Annotated in this window: 16 protein-coding genes; 8 read left to right on the top strand and 8 right to left on the bottom strand. The window is 63.8% G+C overall.

Annotated elements, in window-relative coordinates:
- Window positions 1-231: 231 nt before the first annotated feature.
- On the top strand, window positions 232-1446 hold the full coding sequence (locus ACFWHB_RS17565) for an aldose 1-epimerase family protein (protein WP_163149183.1): 1215 nt from the start codon (window positions 232-234) through the stop codon (window positions 1444-1446).
- A 75-nt stretch (window positions 1447-1521) separates the two neighbouring features.
- On the opposite strand, the gene ACFWHB_RS17560 is transcribed toward ACFWHB_RS17565, so the two are convergent.
- On the bottom strand, window positions 1522-3312 hold the full coding sequence (locus ACFWHB_RS17560) for an AMP-dependent synthetase/ligase (RefSeq protein WP_395948958.1): 1791 nt from the start codon (window positions 3310-3312) through the stop codon (window positions 1522-1524).
- A gap of 180 nt (window positions 3313-3492) precedes the next feature.
- Between ACFWHB_RS17560 and ACFWHB_RS17555 the strand changes: the two genes are divergently transcribed.
- Window positions 3493-4035: a hypothetical protein gene (locus ACFWHB_RS17555; protein WP_395948957.1), complete on the top strand. Its 543-nt coding sequence runs from the start codon at window positions 3493-3495 to the stop codon at window positions 4033-4035.
- A 92-nt stretch (window positions 4036-4127) separates the two neighbouring features.
- On the opposite strand, the gene rimI is transcribed toward ACFWHB_RS17555, so the two are convergent.
- Window positions 4128-4577, bottom strand: a complete 450-nt coding sequence (gene rimI / locus ACFWHB_RS17550) for a ribosomal protein S18-alanine N-acetyltransferase (protein ID WP_395950218.1) — start codon at window positions 4575-4577, stop codon at window positions 4128-4130.
- Window positions 4578-4675: 98 nt separating this feature from the next.
- Complete coding sequence (locus tag ACFWHB_RS17545; RefSeq protein ID WP_395948956.1) at window positions 4676-5110, bottom strand: hypothetical protein; 435 nt, start codon at window positions 5108-5110, stop codon at window positions 4676-4678.
- A gap of 227 nt (window positions 5111-5337) precedes the next feature.
- Between ACFWHB_RS17545 and ACFWHB_RS17540 the strand changes: the two genes are divergently transcribed.
- Both ACFWHB_RS17540 and viaA read left to right on the top strand, forming a co-directional pair.
- The gene (locus ACFWHB_RS17540) at window positions 5338-6945 is read left to right on the top strand and encodes an ATPase RavA domain-containing protein (RefSeq protein WP_111913110.1); all 1608 of its coding nucleotides are present in this window, start codon (window positions 5338-5340) and stop codon (window positions 6943-6945) included.
- A gap of 88 nt (window positions 6946-7033) precedes the next feature.
- Complete coding sequence (gene viaA / locus ACFWHB_RS17535) at window positions 7034-8488, top strand: ATPase RavA stimulator ViaA (RefSeq protein WP_234677796.1); 1455 nt, start codon at window positions 7034-7036, stop codon at window positions 8486-8488.
- Window positions 8489-8501: 13 nt separating this feature from the next.
- On the opposite strand, the gene ACFWHB_RS17530 is transcribed toward viaA, so the two are convergent.
- Window positions 8502-9506 carry a sensor domain-containing diguanylate cyclase gene (locus tag ACFWHB_RS17530; RefSeq protein WP_163157719.1) on the bottom strand — a complete coding sequence of 335 codons (1005 nt, stop codon included), beginning with the start codon at window positions 9504-9506 and terminating at the stop codon, window positions 8502-8504.
- A gap of 188 nt (window positions 9507-9694) precedes the next feature.
- Here ACFWHB_RS17530 and ACFWHB_RS17525 point away from each other — a divergent pair, with 188 nt between their 5' ends.
- Window positions 9695-11569 (top strand): diguanylate cyclase, encoded by a 1875-nt coding sequence (locus tag ACFWHB_RS17525; RefSeq protein ID WP_393937309.1) that lies wholly within the window; start codon window positions 9695-9697, stop codon window positions 11567-11569.
- Between the two features lie 250 nt (window positions 11570-11819).
- On the top strand, window positions 11820-13409 hold the full coding sequence (gene prfC, locus ACFWHB_RS17520; protein WP_106887777.1) for a peptide chain release factor 3: 1590 nt from the start codon (window positions 11820-11822) through the stop codon (window positions 13407-13409).
- 71 nt (window positions 13410-13480) lie between these two features.
- Here the strand turns inward: prfC and ung are convergent, their stop codons facing one another.
- The 3 genes from ung to ACFWHB_RS17505 form a co-directional block, all read right to left on the bottom strand.
- On the bottom strand, window positions 13481-14149 hold the full coding sequence (ung, locus tag ACFWHB_RS17515; RefSeq protein ID WP_395948955.1) for a uracil-DNA glycosylase: 669 nt from the start codon (window positions 14147-14149) through the stop codon (window positions 13481-13483).
- A gap of 84 nt (window positions 14150-14233) precedes the next feature.
- The gene (locus ACFWHB_RS17510) at window positions 14234-15142 is read right to left on the bottom strand and encodes a GNAT family N-acetyltransferase (protein WP_395948954.1); all 909 of its coding nucleotides are present in this window, start codon (window positions 15140-15142) and stop codon (window positions 14234-14236) included.
- Window positions 15143-15418: 276 nt separating this feature from the next.
- Window positions 15419-16456, bottom strand: a complete 1038-nt coding sequence (locus ACFWHB_RS17505; RefSeq protein ID WP_290030416.1) for an alkene reductase — start codon at window positions 16454-16456, stop codon at window positions 15419-15421.
- 169 nt (window positions 16457-16625) lie between these two features.
- On the opposite strand from ACFWHB_RS17505, the gene ACFWHB_RS17500 reads away from it, so the two are divergent.
- The gene (locus tag ACFWHB_RS17500; RefSeq protein WP_163137761.1) at window positions 16626-17198 is read left to right on the top strand and encodes a TetR/AcrR family transcriptional regulator; all 573 of its coding nucleotides are present in this window, start codon (window positions 16626-16628) and stop codon (window positions 17196-17198) included.
- A 99-nt stretch (window positions 17199-17297) separates the two neighbouring features.
- Window positions 17298-18710, top strand: a complete 1413-nt coding sequence (locus ACFWHB_RS17495) for a DUF2252 domain-containing protein (RefSeq protein ID WP_395948953.1) — start codon at window positions 17298-17300, stop codon at window positions 18708-18710.
- 271 nt (window positions 18711-18981) lie between these two features.
- Here the strand turns inward: ACFWHB_RS17495 and ACFWHB_RS17490 are convergent, their stop codons facing one another.
- Window positions 18982-19893 (bottom strand): LysR family transcriptional regulator, encoded by a 912-nt coding sequence (locus tag ACFWHB_RS17490; RefSeq protein ID WP_395948952.1) that lies wholly within the window; start codon window positions 19891-19893, stop codon window positions 18982-18984.
- Window positions 19894-19955: the final 62 nt, after the last annotated feature.

Here is a 19955-nt window from a genome sequence, read left to right as displayed (position 1 = left end):
GGGGAGGTGCTTTGGCGCCTCCCTCTTCCTTCCTGCCCGTCATCCCCCCGACCCTGACTGTGAGTCAGCCTTCACTTCAGCAAGCCGATTGACGCTTTTATTGTCAAACGGCTCACATTTCCCTCTTTTGTCCCTTGAGTCTGGTGCGTCAGGCGCCTAGTTTTCGATCACTGAAACGATTCAGCTTTCACGAAAACCATTCACAAGAACAAGAGACACGAGGATAAAGCCATGTTGAAGAGACTCTCCATTGCCGTGCTGCTCGCCCTGGGGGCGAGCTCGGGCCAGGCCGCCGAATTCCTGCTGACCGATTCCCAGCAGGGGCTGGATGTGGGGGACTGGAAGATCACCAGCGACAAGCTGGGGATCAAGAGCCCGGTACCCTTCTCCATCGAGAAGAAGCGCCTGCACGGCGGGCGTCAGGAGGGGGTGGATCTGCTCATCGTCGACAACGGGGTGATGAAGGTCACCCTGGTGCCGACCCGTGGCATGGGGATCAAGGAGGTCAAGGGGGCCGATGTGCGCCTCGGCTGGGATTCCCCGGTCAAGGAGGTGGTCAACCCGGCCTTCATCGATCTGGAGAGCCGCGCCGGGCTCGGCTGGCTCGATGGCTTCAACGAGATGCTGGTACGCTGCGGCTATGAGTGGACAGGCCACCCCGGGGTGGATGACGACGGCCGCCTCAAGAGCCTGCACGGCCGGGTGCAGAACATACCGGCCTCAGTGGTCAGCGTGACAGTGGATGAGGAGCCGCCCTACGCCATCCACGTGCGGGGCCGGGTGGACGAGCGCACCTTCAAGATGAGCGAGCTGGTCACCTGGACCCAGCTGAGCGTGGTGCCCGGTCAGGCGGAGTTTGCCTTGCAGGACAAGCTGACCAACCACGCCGACTACGAGAACGAGTACCAGATCATCTATCACGGCAACTTCGGGGCGCCCATCCTGGAGGAGGGGGCGCGGGTCAGCACCCCGGTGAAGCAGATCTCCCCGTTCAACGACTACGCCAAGGCGGGGCTCAAGGGCTGGCAAACCTACCTGGGGCCGACCAAGGGCTTCGACGAGATGGTGTTCAACCTGGTGCCCTACAGCGATGCCGAGGGCAATACCCTGGCGGTGCTCAACAACAAAGCGGGCAACGTCGGGGTGGCTGTGGGTTACAACACGCACCAGCTGCCTGTGCTGACCCTGTGGAAGAACACAGACACCCGGGCTCAGGGTTATGTGACCGGCATAGAGCCCGGCACCAGCTATGCCTACAGCACCAAGTACCAGCGTCCGCTGGGGCTGGTGCCCAGGATCCAGCCCGGCGAGACCAAGACCTTCGATCTGACCTATCGCCTGCTGCGCAATGGGGAAGAGGTGAAGCAGGCCCTGGCCCAGGTGGAGAAGATCCAGGCCGGCCGCCCCACAGAGCTGCGGGAGCAGCCCCTGATCAAGCTGCCCTGAGTGGCAGGCAGACAGCAAAAAGCCGCTCCATGAGCGGCTTTTTCATGCCATATGAGGGATCAGCCGTGGCTGGGCTCAGACATGGCTATACATGGCCTCGATCTCGCTCTGGTACTTGGATTCGATGATCTTGCGGCGCAGCTTCATGGTGGGGGTGATCTCCCCGAGCTCCATGGAGAAGGCGCTCGGCAGCAGGGTGAACTTCTTCACCTGCTCGAACTTGGCCAGCTCCTGTTGCAGATCCGCGATCCGAGCCTCGAAGAACTCCACCACCTTGGAGTGGCGCAGCAGCTCCGTCTTGCACTGGTACTGCAGGTTGATGGAGCGGGCGTACTCCTCCAGGGACTCGAAGCAGGGGACTATCAGCGCCGAGACGAAGTGGCGGGCGTCGGCGACTATGGCGATCTGCTCGATGAAGCGATCCTTGCCCAGGGTCCCCTCCACCAGCTGCGGCGCCACGTACTTGCCGTTGGAGGTCTTCATCAGCTCCTTGAGGCGCTCGGTGAAGTAGATGTTGCCCTCGTCGTCCAGCTCGCCGGCATCGCCGGTGCGCAGGAAGCCATCCTCGGTCATCACTTCGGCCGTGGCCTCCGGCTTGTTGTAGTAACCGCGCATCACCGTGGGTGAGCGCACCAGCAGCTCGTTGTTCTCGCCGAGTTTGACCTCTATGCCGTCCATGACGGTGCCGATAGAGCCGAGCTTGAACTGGCTGTCCTCGTAGCAGCAGACGGTGGCCGTGGTCTCTGTCATGCCGTAGCCGTACTTGAGGTTGAGCCCCATGGCCTGGAAGAAGAGGTTGACGTCGTCCGCGAGGCGAGCGCCCGCCACCGGCAGGAAGCGGGTACGGCCGCCGAAGCGGGCACGCAGCTTGCGAAACACCAGGCGCTCGGCCAGGGCCAGCTGCAGGTAGAGCAGGGGGGAGGCGGACTTGCCGGCCTGGCGGGTGGCGACCATCCGCTTGCCGACCCCGGTGGCCCAGCCGAACAGGGCGCGGCGCAGGCGCGGGGCCTGGGCCACCTTGGCCTGGATCATGGCGTAGGCCTTCTCGTAGAGGCGCGGCACGGCGCACATCACGGTCGGCTTCACCTCGCCGATGACATCCATCACCTTCTGCGGGTCGCGGATATAGACGTTCTCGGCGCCGCAATAGAGCACGTAGTAGCTCCAGGCGCGCTCGAACACGTGGCTCAGCGGCAGCATGCACAGCGACACGTCCTGCTCGCCAAGATCCAGGCGGCGGTCGTGCATCTCGAAGCAGGCAGCGATGTTGTTGAAGTCGAGCATGACCCCCTTGGGTTCACCCGTGGTGCCCGAGGTGTAGATCAGGGTCAGCAGATCATCCATGCGGTAGTGCTGTTCACGCATCCGCAGTGCCAGCTCGCTCGGCTGATGGTTGCCGGAGGAGAGGAAGGTCTGGAAGTGGCTCGCCTGCTCGCAGCCACGCAGATCGACGGTGCCGTCCAGGGTGACTATCTGGTTGATCTCGCCACTCTCGAGCAGCAGGAGCGCCTGATCGAACTGGGGCTGCTCCCCCACGAACAGCAGCTTGATGCCGGCATCCTTCACTATGTAGCGCAGCTGGTCCAGGGTGCTGGTGGGGTAGATGGGCACGCTGACGCCGCGGGCGGCCAGGATGCCGAGATCGGCCTGGGTCCATTCCGGCATGTTGCGGGCATAGATGCCGACCATCTCGGTGGGCTGGTGGCCGGCGCGGATCAGCGCCTGGGCACAGTAGTCCATGGCCTGGCCCAGGGTACGCCAGCCGATGGCGCGCCATTGGCCATCCTGCTGGACGCGCAGGGCGGCCTTGTTGCCAAGGCGGGCAATACGCTCACGCATCACTCTAACCAGATGAAGCTGCGACATCTAAATCATCCTCAAGTAACAGTTGTGCGCCCGCAGGGGCACTAAAATCGGGGCTGGAGTTTAAACTCTAACATTACAGCTTACAAGTGTGCGCCATTTGTCCTGGATCACAAAGTCGTCAACTCAGGGAGAGTCAGGCATGATAAGGACGAGGGTCGGATTCATTCAGGGAGGTGCGCCATGGGGATCGGAGTCAAGAGTCTGCTGACGGGCATGTTGTTGCTGCTGGCGGGAGCCGGTGCACTCTGGTTTGTCCTTGGGGGATCCGAGGGGCAGGACAATCCCTGGCTGAGCGGGGCCGAGGGTTATGAGCAGGCGCAGCGGCTGGCGCTGAGGGAAGGATACCCAGTGCTCTATGTGATAGAGCGCGCCAAATGCCGACGCTGCAAGGCGCTCGATAACGAGCTGTGGCGCGCCCCCGAGATGCAGTCCGCCCTGGCGGGGCTGGCCAAGGTGCGGCTCAACCCGGATGCGGGGGATGGCAGCGAGCACATACTGCGGCGCTTCCCGCAGGTGGCGACAGCGCCCGGCATCTATGTGCAGCGACCGGGGGAGCCGCTTAGGCCCATCAAGGTGGTGGTGGATATCCAGCAGATCTGGATGCCAGGCGTCACCTACGGGCGCGGCTTCTTCATGCCGCTCTCGGGGGCGGCCTTCGAGGCGGTGCTGAGGGTCACCCTCAGCCTGGAGGATACCGCCATCGACAATGCCCCCCTGCCCTGAGGGGCGACCGGGGTGTCGGGATGAGAGAGCGACAAGGGGACGGTATAGTCCCCTTGTCCGTTGCGGATGGCCTCCTGGCCCAAGCCGGGGGATCAGCCGAAGTCGAACAGGCGGGACATCAGCACGGCGTCTTCCCTGTCCTGGCCGGTGCCATAGTAGTCGGCGCGGCGGCAATACTCGGCAAACCCCTCGCTCTCGTAGAGGCTGATGGCGGTGCGGTTGCCCGCCCGCACCTCCAGGAACCAGGCCTCGGCCCCCTTCCCCTTGCTGCGGGCCAGATACTCCTTGAGCAGCTCCCGGCCCAGCCCCTTGCCCTGAAACTCGGGGTGCACGCAGATGTTCATCAGGGAGCTGTCTCCGGCCACCAGATCCGAGATATAGAAACCGGCGGGGCGGCCTTCCACCAGCATCAGGCCATTGAGATAGCGCGGCCCGAAGCAGGAGAGCAGGTTGGCCTGGCTCCAGGGCTCCTGGTGGGCGGCCTGCTCTATGGGGTAGATGGCATCGAAATCGGATTCGAGCAGGGGACGAAAGCTGGGCAAGAGGTCAGACATGGTTACTCCGGACGGGATTCGGACTTGCGACGGACGGCATGGTCATGCCATGGTCGTGGCTTCAAGGGATTTGGCGGCTGGCCGCTTCAACCAAGCTGGCGCTGCCGGCACTGCTGCCACAGGGCGCGCTTGTGCGCCGCGCTGGGCTTGAGCGGGCAGACGAGGGCATGGGGCCAGCGCGGATCCGGGGCCGTCAGCCAGAGCAGGGGGGGCGTTATTCCCTCGGGCAGCTCGCCGAGCAAGGAGACCTCGTCCGTGCCTATGCCGAGCCACTGGCAGATATCCCCTAGCAGGGAGGGCGCGGGCAGCGCCTCGGCCTGCAGCCACAGCTTGCCGGTCGGCACGGCCACCGGCTGGCGTGGGGTCGCCGCATCCTCTGCCACCATGTTTACCGGCGGCTGCTGGGTTGCCGCAGCTTCTGCCGGTTTGCCTGGCAGGCCCCGGGCTCTCAGTTGCCAGAGGGGGATGCCCATCCGGGCCAGGATGCGCTGACGCAGTGGGTCCAGCAGGGGATCTTGCATGGCGAAGGCTCACTCTTGATCTGCGTTGGGGTAAATTCTGATGCGCAGAGTACACTCTCGCAGGTTTTGCTGCACCCCCTTGCGTGCCGGGATTGTCCCGCCAGGGCCGTGCAGGATCCCGACCCCGACCGCGGGATGAACAGATTCAACAGACTATGACAGTGAGGCGGGGCCTGAGGCCGGACCCCGCAGACACTGATGACAATACCAGCTTCGGAACTGTGCCTATGCCGCCTTTAGCCCAGAATACTGTTCGTGCCACCCCCATCCATGAGCGCCTGCCACGGCTGCTGGCCGCCCTCGGGGAGGGGCTCTATGAGCGCCAGGACGCCCTGCGGCTCGGGCTGTTGGCGGCCTTGAGTGGCGAGAGCGTCTTCCTGCTGGGCCCCCCCGGCATCGCCAAGAGCCTGATCGCGCGGCGCCTCAAGCTCGCCTTTCACGATGCCCGCCACTTCGAATACCTGATGACCCGCTTCAGCACGCCGGAGGAGGTGTTCGGCCCCCTCTCCATCCAGGCGCTCAAGGAGGATGGCAAGTACCTGAGGCTGACTCATGGCTACCTGCCGGAGGCCGAGGTGGTCTTCCTCGACGAGATCTGGAAGGCGGGCCCGGCCATCCTCAACACCCTGCTCACCGCCATCAACGAGCGGCAGTTCCGCAATGGCGACAGCCAGCACCCCATTCCCATGCGGTTGCTGGTGACCGCCTCCAACGAATTGCCCGCCCCGGACAGCGGGCTGGAGGCGCTCTACGATCGCATGCTGGTGCGGATCTGGATGGACAGGGTGCAGGAGAAGTCCAACTTCCAGGCCATGCTGGCGAGCGATGGCCAATCCCACCAGAACCTGCCCCCCTCGGTGCAGATCCGGGGGGAGGAGTACGACGCCTGGCAGGAGGAGATCGAGCAGGTGCGCCTGCCCGACGCCTGCTTCGAGCTCATCTACCAGCTGCGCCAGCAGCTCGACAGTCAGCTGGGTCACGGCTGCTATGTGTCGGATCGGCGCTGGAAGAAGGCGGTCAGGCTCATCAAGGCGAGCGCCTTCTTCAACGGCCGCGACGAAGTGGCCCCGCTGGATCTGCTGCTGTTCAAGGATTGCCTCTGGCACGACGAGGCTTCCCGCACCGCCTTGCTGGAGATGATCGGCGAGTTCTCCCGCCTCTACGGCTACCAGCAACTGGTGCTGACCCGCGAGCTGCTGGCCCTGCGCGAGCGCTTCAAGCAGTTGAGGGGGGCCGTCGCCCAGCGCCTCGCCTGCAAGGCGGTCAAGCGCAAGCAGTGGTTCGGCCGCCGCGCCCGCGGCACCGAGTTGCCGCTGGCCAACGCCAAACCCTTCGGCAAGCAGGTGCACTTCCAGCTGCTCACCCCGGCGCCCCTGGATGGCGGGGATCCCGAGCGGCTGACCGAGACCCTCACCTTCGATCGCACCCTGCTCTCCCACTGGCACCCCAACGGGGAGGCGCTGGTGGGCTGGCCCCTTGGCAACCCCAAGGAGGGGCACTACGAGCTGGTGCTCGACGAGCAGTTGCGGCTGCACGTGCTGGATGTCCAGCGCCAGCCCGTGCCCCTGGTGCTGGTAGAGCGAACCCCCATCCCCGAGGTGGTGACGGCCCCCTGGCAGGCCGAGCTCGGTGAGCTGGCGAGCCAGGTTGTCCGGGTGCAGCAGAGCCTCAAGGGCCAGCGCAGCCTGTTCGATCGTCACCAGCCCCATCTTTTTGTTGGGGAGCACTGGCTGCGTCAGGTGGAGGACAGCTTCTTCGTGCTGAACCGGGACCTGGAGCGGCTGGGCGAGGAGCTGCAGCAGTGGCGGGATCGCCTGCCCAGGCTGGATGCCTGATGCTCTCTGGATTGATGTGTGCCCAAGTGTTTGGCCGCCTGCCGCACCGGCAGCATGGCTTTGTGCGTCCCTTGCATAGGGAGTGCCCATGCTAGAGATCGGCATGATGGATCTGGGGCTCCTCATAGGTGAGGGGGAGCTGGCGGGGGAGATGGCACTGCTGCTGGCGTCCACCCCCAAGATCTCCGAATTCCTCAAACGCTCCCCGCTGCAGGGCAAGCTGCTGAAAAAACGCATCCAGCACTGGAGCGAGCAGCTCGGCGAGGAGATGCGCCACAAGCCGGTGCCGGTGGCCCTCGAACGAGAGTACCTGCTCTATCAGTCCCACAGATTGCTGCCCCTGCCCGAGCTGGTGGGGCGGCTGCCTGCCCTGCTGGAGGCGCTGGAGCAGCACAGCCCCTTCGCCGGGGATGCCCGCAGCCTGGTGCGCCAAATCATGGTGCAGCCGACCGAGGGGCTGCGTCAGCTGTTCGTGGAGAAGTGGCGGGCCAGCCTGGTGGGCAGCCTGCTGCAGTTGCAGCAGCAGATCGCCGAGGCGGAGCGGGAGAAGCAGCGCCAGGAGATAGAGGATCAGTTGCTGGCGAACCGGACCCTGGCCGACGCCCTGGATCCGCACCAGATCTCGGCGGGGGGGCTCTGGGATCTGGCCCAGGGCAGCTGGCACAAGCGCAGCCTGGTGCTGGTGCAGCAATATGCCCGCATGCTGCAGCGCGAGCCCCTGCTGGGGGAGATAGCGGCCCTGCTGGGACGTAGCGAGCGAGATCGGCGGACCGACACCCGGACGCTGCCCCCTGTGCCCATGCACGAGCTGGAAGAGGTGCAGACCGACGACGTGCCTGACGATCTGGTGGGGGTGCACCCGGCCAGCGATTTGATGCGGCTCTTGCCGAGCGAGGCTGTGATGCTGGCCCTGCCGGAGCTGGAGCTGGAGTTCTATCGCCGCTATCTGGAGCGGCGCCTGCTGAGCTATCAGTCTCGGGGCACATTGCCGCGCCAGCGGCTGATGCAGCGCTCCCCGGAGCAGGGCGGGCAGGAGGTGCAGCCGCGGGGCCCCTTCATCGTCTGCGTCGATACTTCGGGCTCCATGGGGGGTTATCCGGAGGAGTGCGCCAAGGCGCTCTTCCTCGCCCTGCTCAAGTTGGCGATGGACGAGAAGCGGGGCTGCTATCTAATGTTATTTTCCACCGAGGTGGCGACCCTGGAGATCACCGCAGACACGGGTCTGGACAAGGCGGAGCGCTTCCTCTCCATGAGCTTCCACGGCGGCACCGATCTGGTGCCCTGCCTGGAGCAGGCGCTGGTGCAGCTGGATCAACCGGATTTTGCCAAGGCGGACGTGCTGGTGATCTCCGACTTCATCGCCCAGAGCCTGCCCCATGCCCTGCTCGATCGGATGAACCGGCGGCGAGCGCAGCAGACCCGCTTCCACGCCGTCGCCATGTCCAGGCATGCCAAGTCGGCGATACTGCGGGTGTTCGACAACAGCTGGTTGCTGGACTGCGGCCTGCGGGGCCGGCTGCTCAGGCGCTGGCAACGCAGCTAGGGGCAGGTCGGCGTCAGCTGCCTTGCCTGTGGTAGAGGCCCCGTTCGCTGACCTGATCCTGATCCAGCAGCGGCTGGCCGCTCGGCCTGGCGATATAGAATCCCCGTTTGCCGCTGCGCTTGACCCTGTACATGGCCTGATCGGCCCGGGCCAGCGCCGTGCTGAAATCATCCTGGGGCCGGATGGCCGCTATCCCCATGCTCATGCCCACGGCCGCCTCCCCATTGGGCAGCTCGAACGGGGTGGCTATGGTGTCGACACACTGGCGGGCCAGGTGGCTGGTCCTGGGATCCTCGCTGGGCCAGGGCAGCAGCAGCACGAACTCATCCCCCCCGAGCCGACCCAGCCTGACCTCCTCGCCGCAGCAGTGACGCAGTCGCTGGCTGAGGGCCACCAGCAGCTCGTCCCCGGCGCGGTGGCCCAGGTTGTCGTTCACCTGCTTGAAGTCATCGAGATCGATGAAGCAGATGGCCCTGTGCTCCCCTGGGAACTGGCGGTGCATGGCGGTGCGATTGAGCAGGCCGGTGAGGGGATCCCGGTGGGCCAGCTGAGCCAGCTGCTGCTCGTACTCCTTCTCGTGGGTGATGTCGATGTGGGTGCCCATCACCCGGATGGCGTTACCCTGTTCATCGCGCTCCACCACCCGGCCGCGGTCCAGCACCCAGGTGGTCTTGCCATCCTTGCCGATCATCCTGTGCATCACCTGATAGAAGGGGCTCTTGCCCTCCAGGTGGTCGAAGAAGGCCTGCAGCACCCGCTCCCTGTCTTCCGGGTGCAGGTGCTCACGCCAGATGTCGAAGTGGGCAGACAGCTCCTTGGGCTGATAGCCGAGCATGGATCCCCAGCGCCGGTTGAAGATGATGAGCTTGCCGGTGGGAACATGGTTCTGCCAGATGCACAGGCCTGTGCCGTCCATGGCGGCATCCAGCTTCTCCCGTGCGTCATCCGCGATGCGTTTGAGGCGCTCGTTCTCCAGCAACAACCTGTCGTAAGCCTCCCGCAGCTCCTCGTAGGTCATTCATCATCCCTTCCCTTGTGTCAGTTCGCTTATAGTCGATGCAGACTTTCCTTCTGTAAAGAATGAGATAGCAGGAGTGAGCGCTGACACGGCAATGCATGCCGTGGCTGTGCGCCCATGACAAGGAGGGATATGATTGGGGCGGTGGGCACGGCGTCCGGGCCATCGAACGGGGAGACTGAATCTGCATGAAGATCCTGACGGGCATTAGCCTGCTGATATGGCTGGGAATGACACCCGCCTTCGCTGTGTCCCCCCGGCTGACCGAGCCCGCGCTCTCCCTGGAGCTGCAGCAGCTGGAGGATGATGCCCCGCCCCTGCAGGTGTTTCGCGACCGTGTCGCCGCCCTGGTTGCCCATGTCGATGACTACCCGCCCGAGGTGCAGGGGCGCATCGCCCGCCTGCAGTGCTGGGCCCAGCCGAGCGAGCGGGACGAGGAGTTCCTGCGCGCCGTGCAGTTTGCCGACAAGGCGCTGGCTGAGGTGAGGGGCCGCAAGGACAGGGTCACCGAGAGCGGCCTGCTCGCCTGTCGCGGTTATCATCAGCAGCTGCTCGGCAACATGGACGAGGCGCGGCAGGACTACGACGCGGCCCTGACCCTGGCGCGCAGGCTGGGGGATGAGCGGCAACGGGCCGACATCCTCAACTTGCGGGGGGAGATGTACTCCTATCAGGGGGAGCTGGCCGAGGGGCTGATGGAGCTTATCGATGCCCATCGCCGTTACGAGACCCTGGGGCTGGAGAGCAAGGGGCGCGAGGTGCTGGCCAGGATCGCCAATGCCTATCGCCGGATGGGACTCTTCGAGCGGGCCGAGGGCTATTTCCAGGAGCTGGAGCACGACTACCGGACGCTGGGGGATCAGGAGCGGCTGGTGGATATTCACACCCAGCAGGGGCTGCTCTATGTGGACACCGCAGAGTACGACAAGGCGCTGCCCCTGATGGTGGAGGCCGAGCGCTACTATGAGGCGCAGCGGCAGGACGGTGTGCTGGCCTGGAGCAGGATAGAGCTGGCCACCATATTGCTCAGGCAGGGCAAGACGGCGCAGGCCATGGCCAAGCTGGAACAGGCCGCCACCTTGCTGCATCAGGGGGAGGGGGCGGACAGCGTGACCCTGGGTCACTGGCACATCGTCATGGCCACCGCGCTGGATGCCATGGGCAAACCGGCCGAGGCGCTGCGGCACCTGGACGAGGCCGAGCCGATTTTTGCCCGGGAGCAGAACCTGCGCTTCCTCGCCTGGGTGCACGAGGTACGCGCCCGGGTGCTGGAGCATCAGGGGCGGATCGCGGAGGCCCTGGCCAGCCTCAAGGCCTTCGTGCAGACCCGCCATGCACTGGATCAGCGGCTGCGGGAGCAGCGGGCCCTGCAGATGCGCTTCGAGTTCGATCTGGCGCGCAAGGAGCTGGAGAACCAGACCCTCAGATCCAGCCAGCAGTTGCAGGCAGAAAAGCTCAAGCAGTTGCAGGAGCGGCGCTACTGGCAATATCTGGTGGTGGTCCTGTCGTTGCTGGTCATGGGGGTACTGGTGCTCCATCAGCGCAGCCGCACCCGCAAGATGCAGCACCTCGCCATGACGGACGAGCTGACGGGCATCCACAACCGGCGTCAGATCCAGGCCAAGGGGCGCAAATGGTTCAGCCAGGCACGCGAGAGCGGCAAACCCCTGTGCGTGCTGCTGCTGGACATAGATCACTTCAAGAAGGTGAACGACCGGCTCGGCCACCAGGTGGGGGATCAGGTGCTGACCGCGGTGGCCCACTGCATCGAGGAGCAGGTACGCAGCCTGGACAGGGTAGGGCGCAACGGAGGGGAGGAGTTTCTGGTGCTGCTGCCCGATACCGAGCTCGAGGAGGCGGCCGAGGTGGCGGAGCGGGTCAGGATTGCGGTCTCCCGCCTCGTCATCGAGGGAGTGCCTGAGGATCACCCCATCCACGTCAGCATAGGCTGTGCCGAGTACAGGGCTGAGGATGACAATCTCGGGGAGCTGATACGCCGGGCCGACGAGGCCATGTACGCAGCCAAGCTGGCGGGGCGCAACCGGGTGGTGAAGGCGGCCTGATCCCGAACCGGCCTTCTGCCCCCTCATGCCGGGCTGGGTATTTTTCACTCGCGCGGGTATAATGTCGCGCAATTTTGCTTTGACTCAGGCGAGAAGGCCCATGTAACGCAGCGCTCCTCCTTTTTCCACCTGCGGGTTCCATGACCCGGCTGCGTGGCGTCGTTGTCTGCATGGGAGCCCTGATCCCAAGGTGCTGTCCCGCATTTATTCCCACGGGGGCCAAGGCCGCCGCTCAATAGAAGAACGTCGAATTATGTCAGCTGAATTTCTGAGTGAAGTCTCAAAGAGACGCACTTTCGCGATCATCTCGCACCCGGATGCGGGTAAAACCACCATCACCGAAAAAGTCCTGCTGTTCGGACAGGCCATACAGCGCGCCGGTACCGTCAAGGGCCGTGGCTCGGGCCAGCACGCCAAATCCGACTGGATGGAGATGGAGAAGCAGCGTGGTATCTCCATCACCACCTCGGTGATGCAGTTCCCCTATGCGGACTGTCTGGTCAACCTGCTCGACACCCCGGGTCACGAGGACTTCTCCGAAGATACCTACCGTACCCTGACTGCGGTCGACTGCTGCCTGATGGTCATCGATGCCGCCAAGGGTGTCGAAGATCGGACCCGCAAGCTGATGGAGGTCACCCGGCTGCGGGACACCCCCATCCTCACCTTCATGAACAAGCTGGACCGCGAAGTGCGCGATCCCATGGAAGTGATGGACGAGGTGGAGCGCGAGCTGAAGATCATGTGCGCCCCCATCACCTGGCCCATCGGCTGCGGCAAGTCCTTCAAGGGGGTCTACCACCTCTACAAGGACGAGACTTACCTGTACCAGACCGGTCAGGGCCACACCATCCAGGAGAAGCGGGTGGTCAAGGGTCTGAACAACCCGGAACTGGACGCCGCCATAGGTGAAGATCTGGCTGCCCAGCTGCGCGGCGAACTGGAGCTGGTGCAGGGCGCCTCTCCCGAGTTCGATCACGAGGCCTTCATCGCCGGCGAGATGACCCCTGTGTTCTTCGGTACCGCCCTTGGCAACTTTGGCGTCGACCACATGCTGGACGGCCTGACCGACTGGGCGCCGTCCCCCATGCCGCGCAAGGCAGAGAGCCGCGAAGTGGTGGCGACCGAGGAGAAGTTCTCCGGCTTCGTGTTCAAGATCCAGGCGAATATGGATCCCAAGCACCGCGACCGTATCGCCTTTATGCGCATAGTGTCAGGGACTTACAGCAAGGGCATGAAGATGCGCCACGTGCGCATCGGCAAGGACGTGAACATCTCCGACGCCGTCACCTTCATGGCCGGTGACCGGGAGCAGGCCGTCGAAGCCTGCGCCGGTGACATCATAGGGCTGCACAACCACGGCACCATACAGATCGGTGACACCTTCACCCAGGGTGAAGATCTCAAGTTCACCGGTATCCCGAACTTCGCGCCTGAACTGTTCCGACGCATCCGCCTGCGCGACCCCCTCAAGCAGAAGCAGCTGCTCAAGGGGCTGGTGCAGCTCTCCGAAGAGGGCGCCGTGCAGGTGTTCCGTCCGCTTATCAGCAACGATCTCATCGTCGGTGCCGTCGGTGTGCTGCAGTTCGATGTGGTGGTCTCGCGTCTGAAGAGCGAGTACAACGTCGAGGCCATCTACGAGGCGGTCAACGTCTCCACCGCCCGCTGGGTGGAAGGGACTGACGTCAAGAAGTTCGAGGAGTTCAAGCGCAAGAACGAGGTCAACCTGGCCCTGGATGGCGGTGACAACCTCACCTACATAGCCCCGACCATGGTCAACCTGCGCCTGGCCCAGGAGCGTCACCCGGACGTTCAGTTCCGCCAGACCCGCGAGCACTGATACCCGCTCGCAGGACTTGAAGAGTGACAATAAAAAGACCCCGCTTTGGCGGGGTCTTTTTATTGGAGGAATTAATGACAGACCGAGGTCCAATCGATAGATCTTTTACCCTGAGAAATAAGAAACGTATTGGTTTGTGAGAAATGTTTACAGCCAAAAAAGCCATTACTGGCAGAATACGGACTTGGATGTGGAGCGGTTAAAATGTGGTGGCGAGTGTCATCGATAAAATATTTTTTTTGCTTGGCTTTGGCGCCCCACAGAAGAAAAACCACCCCCCTACAATGCTCGTTGACAGCAGAAATTGCCTTATCGGTAAAAATCTCCCATCCATAGCCTTTATGGGAGTCTGATATTCCAGCTTCAACAGTCAGTGCGGTATTAAGCAACAATACGCCTTGCTGAGCCCAGCTTTCCAGATTACCGTGAGTAGGTTGTTGAAATCCGGGAATATCATCGGCCAGTTCTTGATATATATTGGCCAGTGAGGGCGGGATCTTTACTCCGTGAGGAACGGAGAAACTAAGACCATGAGCTTCATTAGGATTGATATAAGGGTCTTGCCCTAGAATCACGACTTTCACAGCATTCAGTTCGGTCAATGCGAACGAATTGAAGACATCTGATTCTTGTGGGTAGATAGTTTTACCTGATCGTCTTTCTAATTTAACCCATTCTCTGAGCTCTCTAAAATAGGACTTATTTTTTTCAGGCCCCAGCGCTTCACTCCATGTTTCCATTTGTTATTCCTTTTCGGTTAAGCCGGCAGTATAAAAATTCGTATGGGTTGGATCAATTTGAATCCCGCTGTGTTTAGGAATAGATCACAGTAATCTCACCATGCAGATCTCGCAGGCGTCGTGGCCGGTGCAACCCAGCGGGCCAGGCAGGTGCTCGAAGCCCAGCGACTCGTAGAGGCTGGTGGCTTCCCGCAGATCGGCTGTGGTTTCCAGATAGCAGCGCAGGTATCCGAGGGTGCGTGCCTCCGCCAGGGCCTGAAGCACCAGCCGCCGCCCCAGCCCCAGGCCGCGCAGGGCGGGCAGGAAGTACATCTTCTGCAGCTCGCAGGTCCCTGTCTCCCCCGCCAGGGGGGCTATGCCGCCGCCGCCGAGAATGGCGCCGTCCGGCCCCTCTATGACCCAATACCGGCTCTGCTCGCCCTGATAAGTCTCATGGAGGAAGTCGAGATTGGGATCCGCCACCCCGTAGCCCTTGTCGGCGGTGAGGCCGTATTCGGCGGAGACGGCCCGGATCACGGCGGCGATGGCGGCATTGTCCTCAGGTGCTATGGGCCTGATGCGATAGCCCTGCTGGCGGCGGGCGCGGGAGAGGGCGCTGCGATAGAGGCGCATGCCCTCCCAGAGCCGCTCGCGCTCCTCGGGGGCGAGCTGGGCCAGGGTCTCGGCCATGGCCTCATCCATCTGCCGATGCAGTTCATTGAGCTGGGCGCATCCCAGCCCGGTGAGGGTCGCCTGCTTGCTGCGCCCGTCCGAGGGGTGCGGCTGCCAGGCGATCAGCTCCCGCTCTGCGAGGCGGGCCAGGGGGCGGCTGGCATTGGACTTGTCGATGCGCAGCCGCTCGGCCAGTTGCTGATTGGTGGCGGGGCCGCTCTCCAGCTCGATGAGCAGGTGTGCCTCCAGGGGGCTGAGGGCCAGGGAGCCGCACTGCTGGGAGAGCATGCCGAGTTCGCGTACCAGTTCCCGTGACAGGGCGCGCAGGGGGCGGGGATCCATCTTGTGAGTGTCCTTCTGGTTGTTACCTGCAACCAATATAGCCAACTGGTTGTTGATGGCAACCATTTTCAGGGGGCAGAAGGCGGGCACAAAAAAGGGCCCGGGAGAGGGGCCCAAACATTGGAAACCCGCGCCAGGGCGCGGATCCCATCCTTGGTCAGGAACAAGCTGGCCGGGCAACGGCGGCCCGGCCTGTGTATGGCTCGGATCTGGCGGCTTGCACCAGCTTCGACAGCATGGTGCCGGCCACAGAGTGGTCTCAGGGCGCGGCGCGGTTTATACCAATTCCGCCAGCATGGCCTCCGAGTAGGGCACCAGGGGCTCGGCGGCCTTGAGCTTGCTCAGATAATCCGGGTTGGCGATGAGGGGGCGACCGATGGCGACGAGGTCGAAGCGATCCGCCTTGATCGCCTCGGCGGCGGTCTCGGCACTGTAGTTGCCGACCCCCACCAGGTGGCCGTCGTAGTGGGCGCGCAGGTAGTCGGAGGCGCGGCCATCCAGGTAGTCGAAGGTGAGGCTGTCATCGAAGATGCCGAGGTGCAGATAGGCCAGGTCACGCTTGTTCAGCTCGGCCAGCAGATGATCGAACACGGCGCGATCTGCCGGGCTGCCCGCCAGATGGACATAGGCACCGGGGGAGAGGCGCAGGCCCACCCGCTCGCTGCCGATGCGGGCGTTGATGGCGTCCACCACCTCCAGGGCGAAGCGGCTCATGTTCTCCGGGGTCTGGCCGTACTGGTCGGTGCGCAGGTTGCTCGAGTGGTGCAGGAACTGGTCGATGAGGTAGCCGTTGGCACCGTGGATCTCCACACCATCAAAGCCCGCCTCTATGGCGTTGGCGGCGGCCTGGGCGTAATCCTCGACCAGCTGGCCAATCTCGGCCACCGTCAGGGCGCGGGGCACCTGATACACCAGTTCACGCATGCGCGGCACAGTGCCTTCATGGGCGACCGCAGACGGTGCCAGCACCTCGGCATGGTGGAAGAAGGGGTGGGAGAGGCGACCCACGTGCCACAGCTGGGCGAAGATCTTGCCCCCCTTGGCGTGCACGGCCTCGGTGACCTGTTTCCAGCCTGCGATCTGCTCAGGGCTGTAGATGCCCGGGGTGTTGGGATAGCCCTGGCCGTCCGGGCGAATGATGGTGGCCTCGGAGATGATGAGGCCTATGTCGGCGCGGCGGCCATAGTAGGCGGCCATCTGCGCGGTCGGCACCAGTCCCGGGCCCGCCATGCAGCGGGTGAGGGGGGCCATCATGAAGCGATTCGCGAGGGTGAGGGTGCCGTTGAGGCGGTAAGGTTGAAACAGGGTATCCATGCAGAGCGTCCTCAGGGGGTGATTCTTGAATGGGCATTCAAGACGTTTTTTGGTTTGTACGCAAGTCTTTTTTGAACAAGCATTCAACATGGATTGGTCTTGCCTGCCTGCTGGGGTAAACTTGCCGCCCTGTTCCCCGGTACGCCGGGTCCTTGCCAGCGGAGATCCCATGCGCAGTGCCGAATTTGATCGGGACCTTGTCCTGCGAAGCGCCATGGAGGCGTTTCGTGCCAGAGGCTATGCCAAGACCACCATGCAGGATCTGGTGGCGGCGACCGGGCTGCACCCGGGCAGTCTTTATGCCGCCTTTGGCAACAAGCGGGGCCTACTGCTGGCGACGGTCGATCACTATGTGCAGGAGAAGGGCGCCCAGCGCCGTCGCTGCTTTGATCAGCCGAGCCCGCTGGCCGGGCTGAAGGCCTTCTTCACCCAGCTGGTGGACGATGCCCTGCAGGGCTCCTGCCTGCTAACCCGTACCCTGATGGAGCTGGCGGAGCAGGACGAAGAGCTGCACCTGCGCTTCAAGGTCATCTATGGCGAGCTGGAAAGCGACCTGGCGCAGCTGCTGCATCAGGCCAGCGAGCGGGGGGAGCTGGCCCCCGGGGGCGACATCCCCACCCTGACCGCCTTCTTGCAGGTCAACATCCAGGGGCTGGTGACCTTCGCCCAGTGCCACCCAGACCGCGCCCTGCTGGGTGCGGTCGTCGACCAGCTGATGGCGGCCCTGACCCCCAGGCGCTGAATCCGGTCAGGCCCCCGGCCCTATATTTGTCCCCGTTGCTTGCCCCTGCCTGCCCCCTCTTCCATCTTGATGGTGAGGATATCGGCAGGAGGAAAGGGAATGACCAGAAAGGCAACGTCTCGGGCGATACTGGCGCACTTCACCACGCCACGGCTCTCCATCGCGCAGCGGTTCGCCGCCGGCAAGGCCCTGCGGGAACAGTTTCCTCGCGAAGCTCACTCCTGGCTGCCGCCCGCGCCCTATGACAGGGATCCCATCGCCGTGCTCAAGGCCCAGGCCACCACTCGCTTGAAGCAGCTGGTGCCGGTGCGCCATGCCAGGATGCAGGAGTCCCCCTTCGCCTTCCTGCGCGGTGCGGCCGCCATCATGGCGGGAGATCTCGTCGCCACCCCCCACTCCGGCCTCATGGTCCAGGCCTGTGGTGACATGCATGTCGCCAACATCGGCCTCTATGCGAGCGCCGAGCGCAACCTGGTGCTAGCCATCAACGACTTCGATGAGACCCACCTCGGCCCCTGGGAGTGGGATCTCAAGCGCCTGGCCGCCAGTGCCCTGGTGGCGGCCGAGTACCTGGGGGCCGATGCCGCCCGCCAGCGGGAGGCGGCCAAGATGATAGCAACCGGCTACCGCACCAAGCTGCGGGAATACGGCAAGATGGGCTTTATGAGGGTCTGGTACGATCACATCGAACAGGCCTCGGTGCTCGATGCCTTCTCCGTCGATGCCCACAGAAGGGTCAAGGCCACCTTCGCCAAGGCCCGGGGCCGCAACCACCTGCAGGTGCTCGGCAAGATGACGGATCTGGTGGACGATCAGCACAGGATCCGCGAGCTCCACCCCTTCGTCATCCGCGAGACTCATACCGAGGACGGGGAGGCCGTCTATGAGGTGCTCGGCGAGTTGCTGGAGGCCTATCTCGCCTCCCTGCCGGAGGACAGGCGCATACTGCTGCGCCGCTACAGGGTCGTGGACGTGGCGCGCAAGGTGGTGGGGGTGGGCAGCGTGGGCACCCGCTGCTGGGTGATCCTGCTGACCGGCGCCGACGATGACGATCCCCTCTTCTTGCAGGTCAAGGAGGCGCAACCCTCGGTGCTGGCCCCCTATTTCACCTCGGAAGACGACAGCGGCAACCAGGGGCGGCGGGTGGTGCGGGGCCAGCGGATGATCCAGGGATCGCCGGATATCTTCCTCGGCTGGTGCGATCTCAGGGGCCGTCACTTCTACGTGCGCCAACTGCGGGACATGAAGGGGGGCATCGACATCACTCCTGGCATGGTCAAGCCCCGCCACTTCGTCGAGTATTGCCAGCTGTGCGGCTGGGCACTGGCGCTGGCCCATGCCAAGTCCGGGGATGCGGCCCAGATCGCCGGCTACCTCGGCAAGTCGGAGGTGATGGATGAGGCCATCGCCGACTTCGCCGTGGCCTATGGCCAGCGCACCCGGGAAGATCACGCCCTGCTGCTGGCCGCCATCGCCCGCGGGGAGCTGCCGGTCGCCTCAGAGGCGAGGTGAACGCTTCCCCTCACCCTGGCCCTTTCCCGGAGGGAGAGGGAACCGATCGAGTAGCGGGTCGAGACGAGGCTAGCAAGGGAGTCCACCTGTTGGTTGCCAAGATTTTTCCACAGACCAGGTCTCTGCTCCCTTCTCCCCTCGCGGGAGAAGGGCTGGGGATGAGGGGGATTAGTCAGGGCTCACCAGCTCCTTCATCAGGTCCTTCAGCCATATCAGGGCGGGCTGTTGGGCATGGTGATTGAGTGTGCCAGACGCAGTTTGTATGTCCCTTTTATTGAGGACTCACCAGCTCCTTCATCAACGCCTTCAACCAGATCAAGGCCGGTTGTTGCGCATGCACCGGGTGCCAGACGCAGTTGAGATGGTAATCCGGCACGTCCGCCGGCAGGGGCAGGCTTTTCAGCGGCCAGTGGTTGGCGAGCAGCTCGGCCACCATGCTCGGCAGCACCAAGAGGTGGTCGCTCTGGCTGACGATGGCGGCGGCGGACATATAGCTCTGGCTGTTGACCGAGATGGTGCGGCTATGGCCCAGGCTCTTCAGGTAGCTGTCCAGGCTCGCCTCCGAGGTGCCCAGCGGCGAGTGGAATACGTGGGGCATGTCAATCAGCTGCGCTAGGGTGATGCGCTCCTCCTCCAGCTCCAGGGTGGCGCGCACCAGTCCGGCCAGGGGCTCGGTGAGCCAGGTCTCCTTGCCGAGATACCCCGGCACCTGCATGTACTCGTCAAACCCCAGCACCAGATCGATTTCGCCGCTCGCCAGCTCCGCCTCCGGCAGGGTGTCGCGCAGTATGCGGATCTCTATGGTGACCCCGGGGGCCAGCTTCCTGAGGCGCTGGATGAGGGGCGGGATCAGCACGCACTCCACGTAGTCCGTGGTGCAGAGCACGAAGCGGCGTTTCGACTGGCGCGGCTCGAACAGATCCTCCTCGGAGAGCTGCTGCTCCAGCAGCCGCAGCACCTGCTGCACCCCCAGATGCAGCCGCTGGGCCCGGGGGGTCGGCAGCATCCCCTGGGGCGTACGCACCAGCAGCGGATCGTCAAAGAAGGCCCGCAGGCGATTGAGGGCGTGGCTCATGGCGGGCTGGCTGATAAAGAGCGACTCGGCGGCGCGGGTCACGCTGCCTTGCGTCATCAGGGCGTCAAGGGCGAGCAGCAGATTGAGGTCGAGCTGGTGCAGTTTCATGGGGGGATTATTCGCCGTGTTTATGGGACAATCCATCCTATTCATTTGATGGATGGGCACGC

It is taken from the genome of Aeromonas mytilicola subsp. aquatica (assembly GCF_044336385.1).
Taxonomy (GTDB): Bacteria; Pseudomonadota; Gammaproteobacteria; order Enterobacterales; family Aeromonadaceae; genus Aeromonas; species Aeromonas rivipollensis.
Note: the sequence above shows the minus strand (reverse complement) of the source record. Positions and strands in the feature narration are given on the sequence as shown.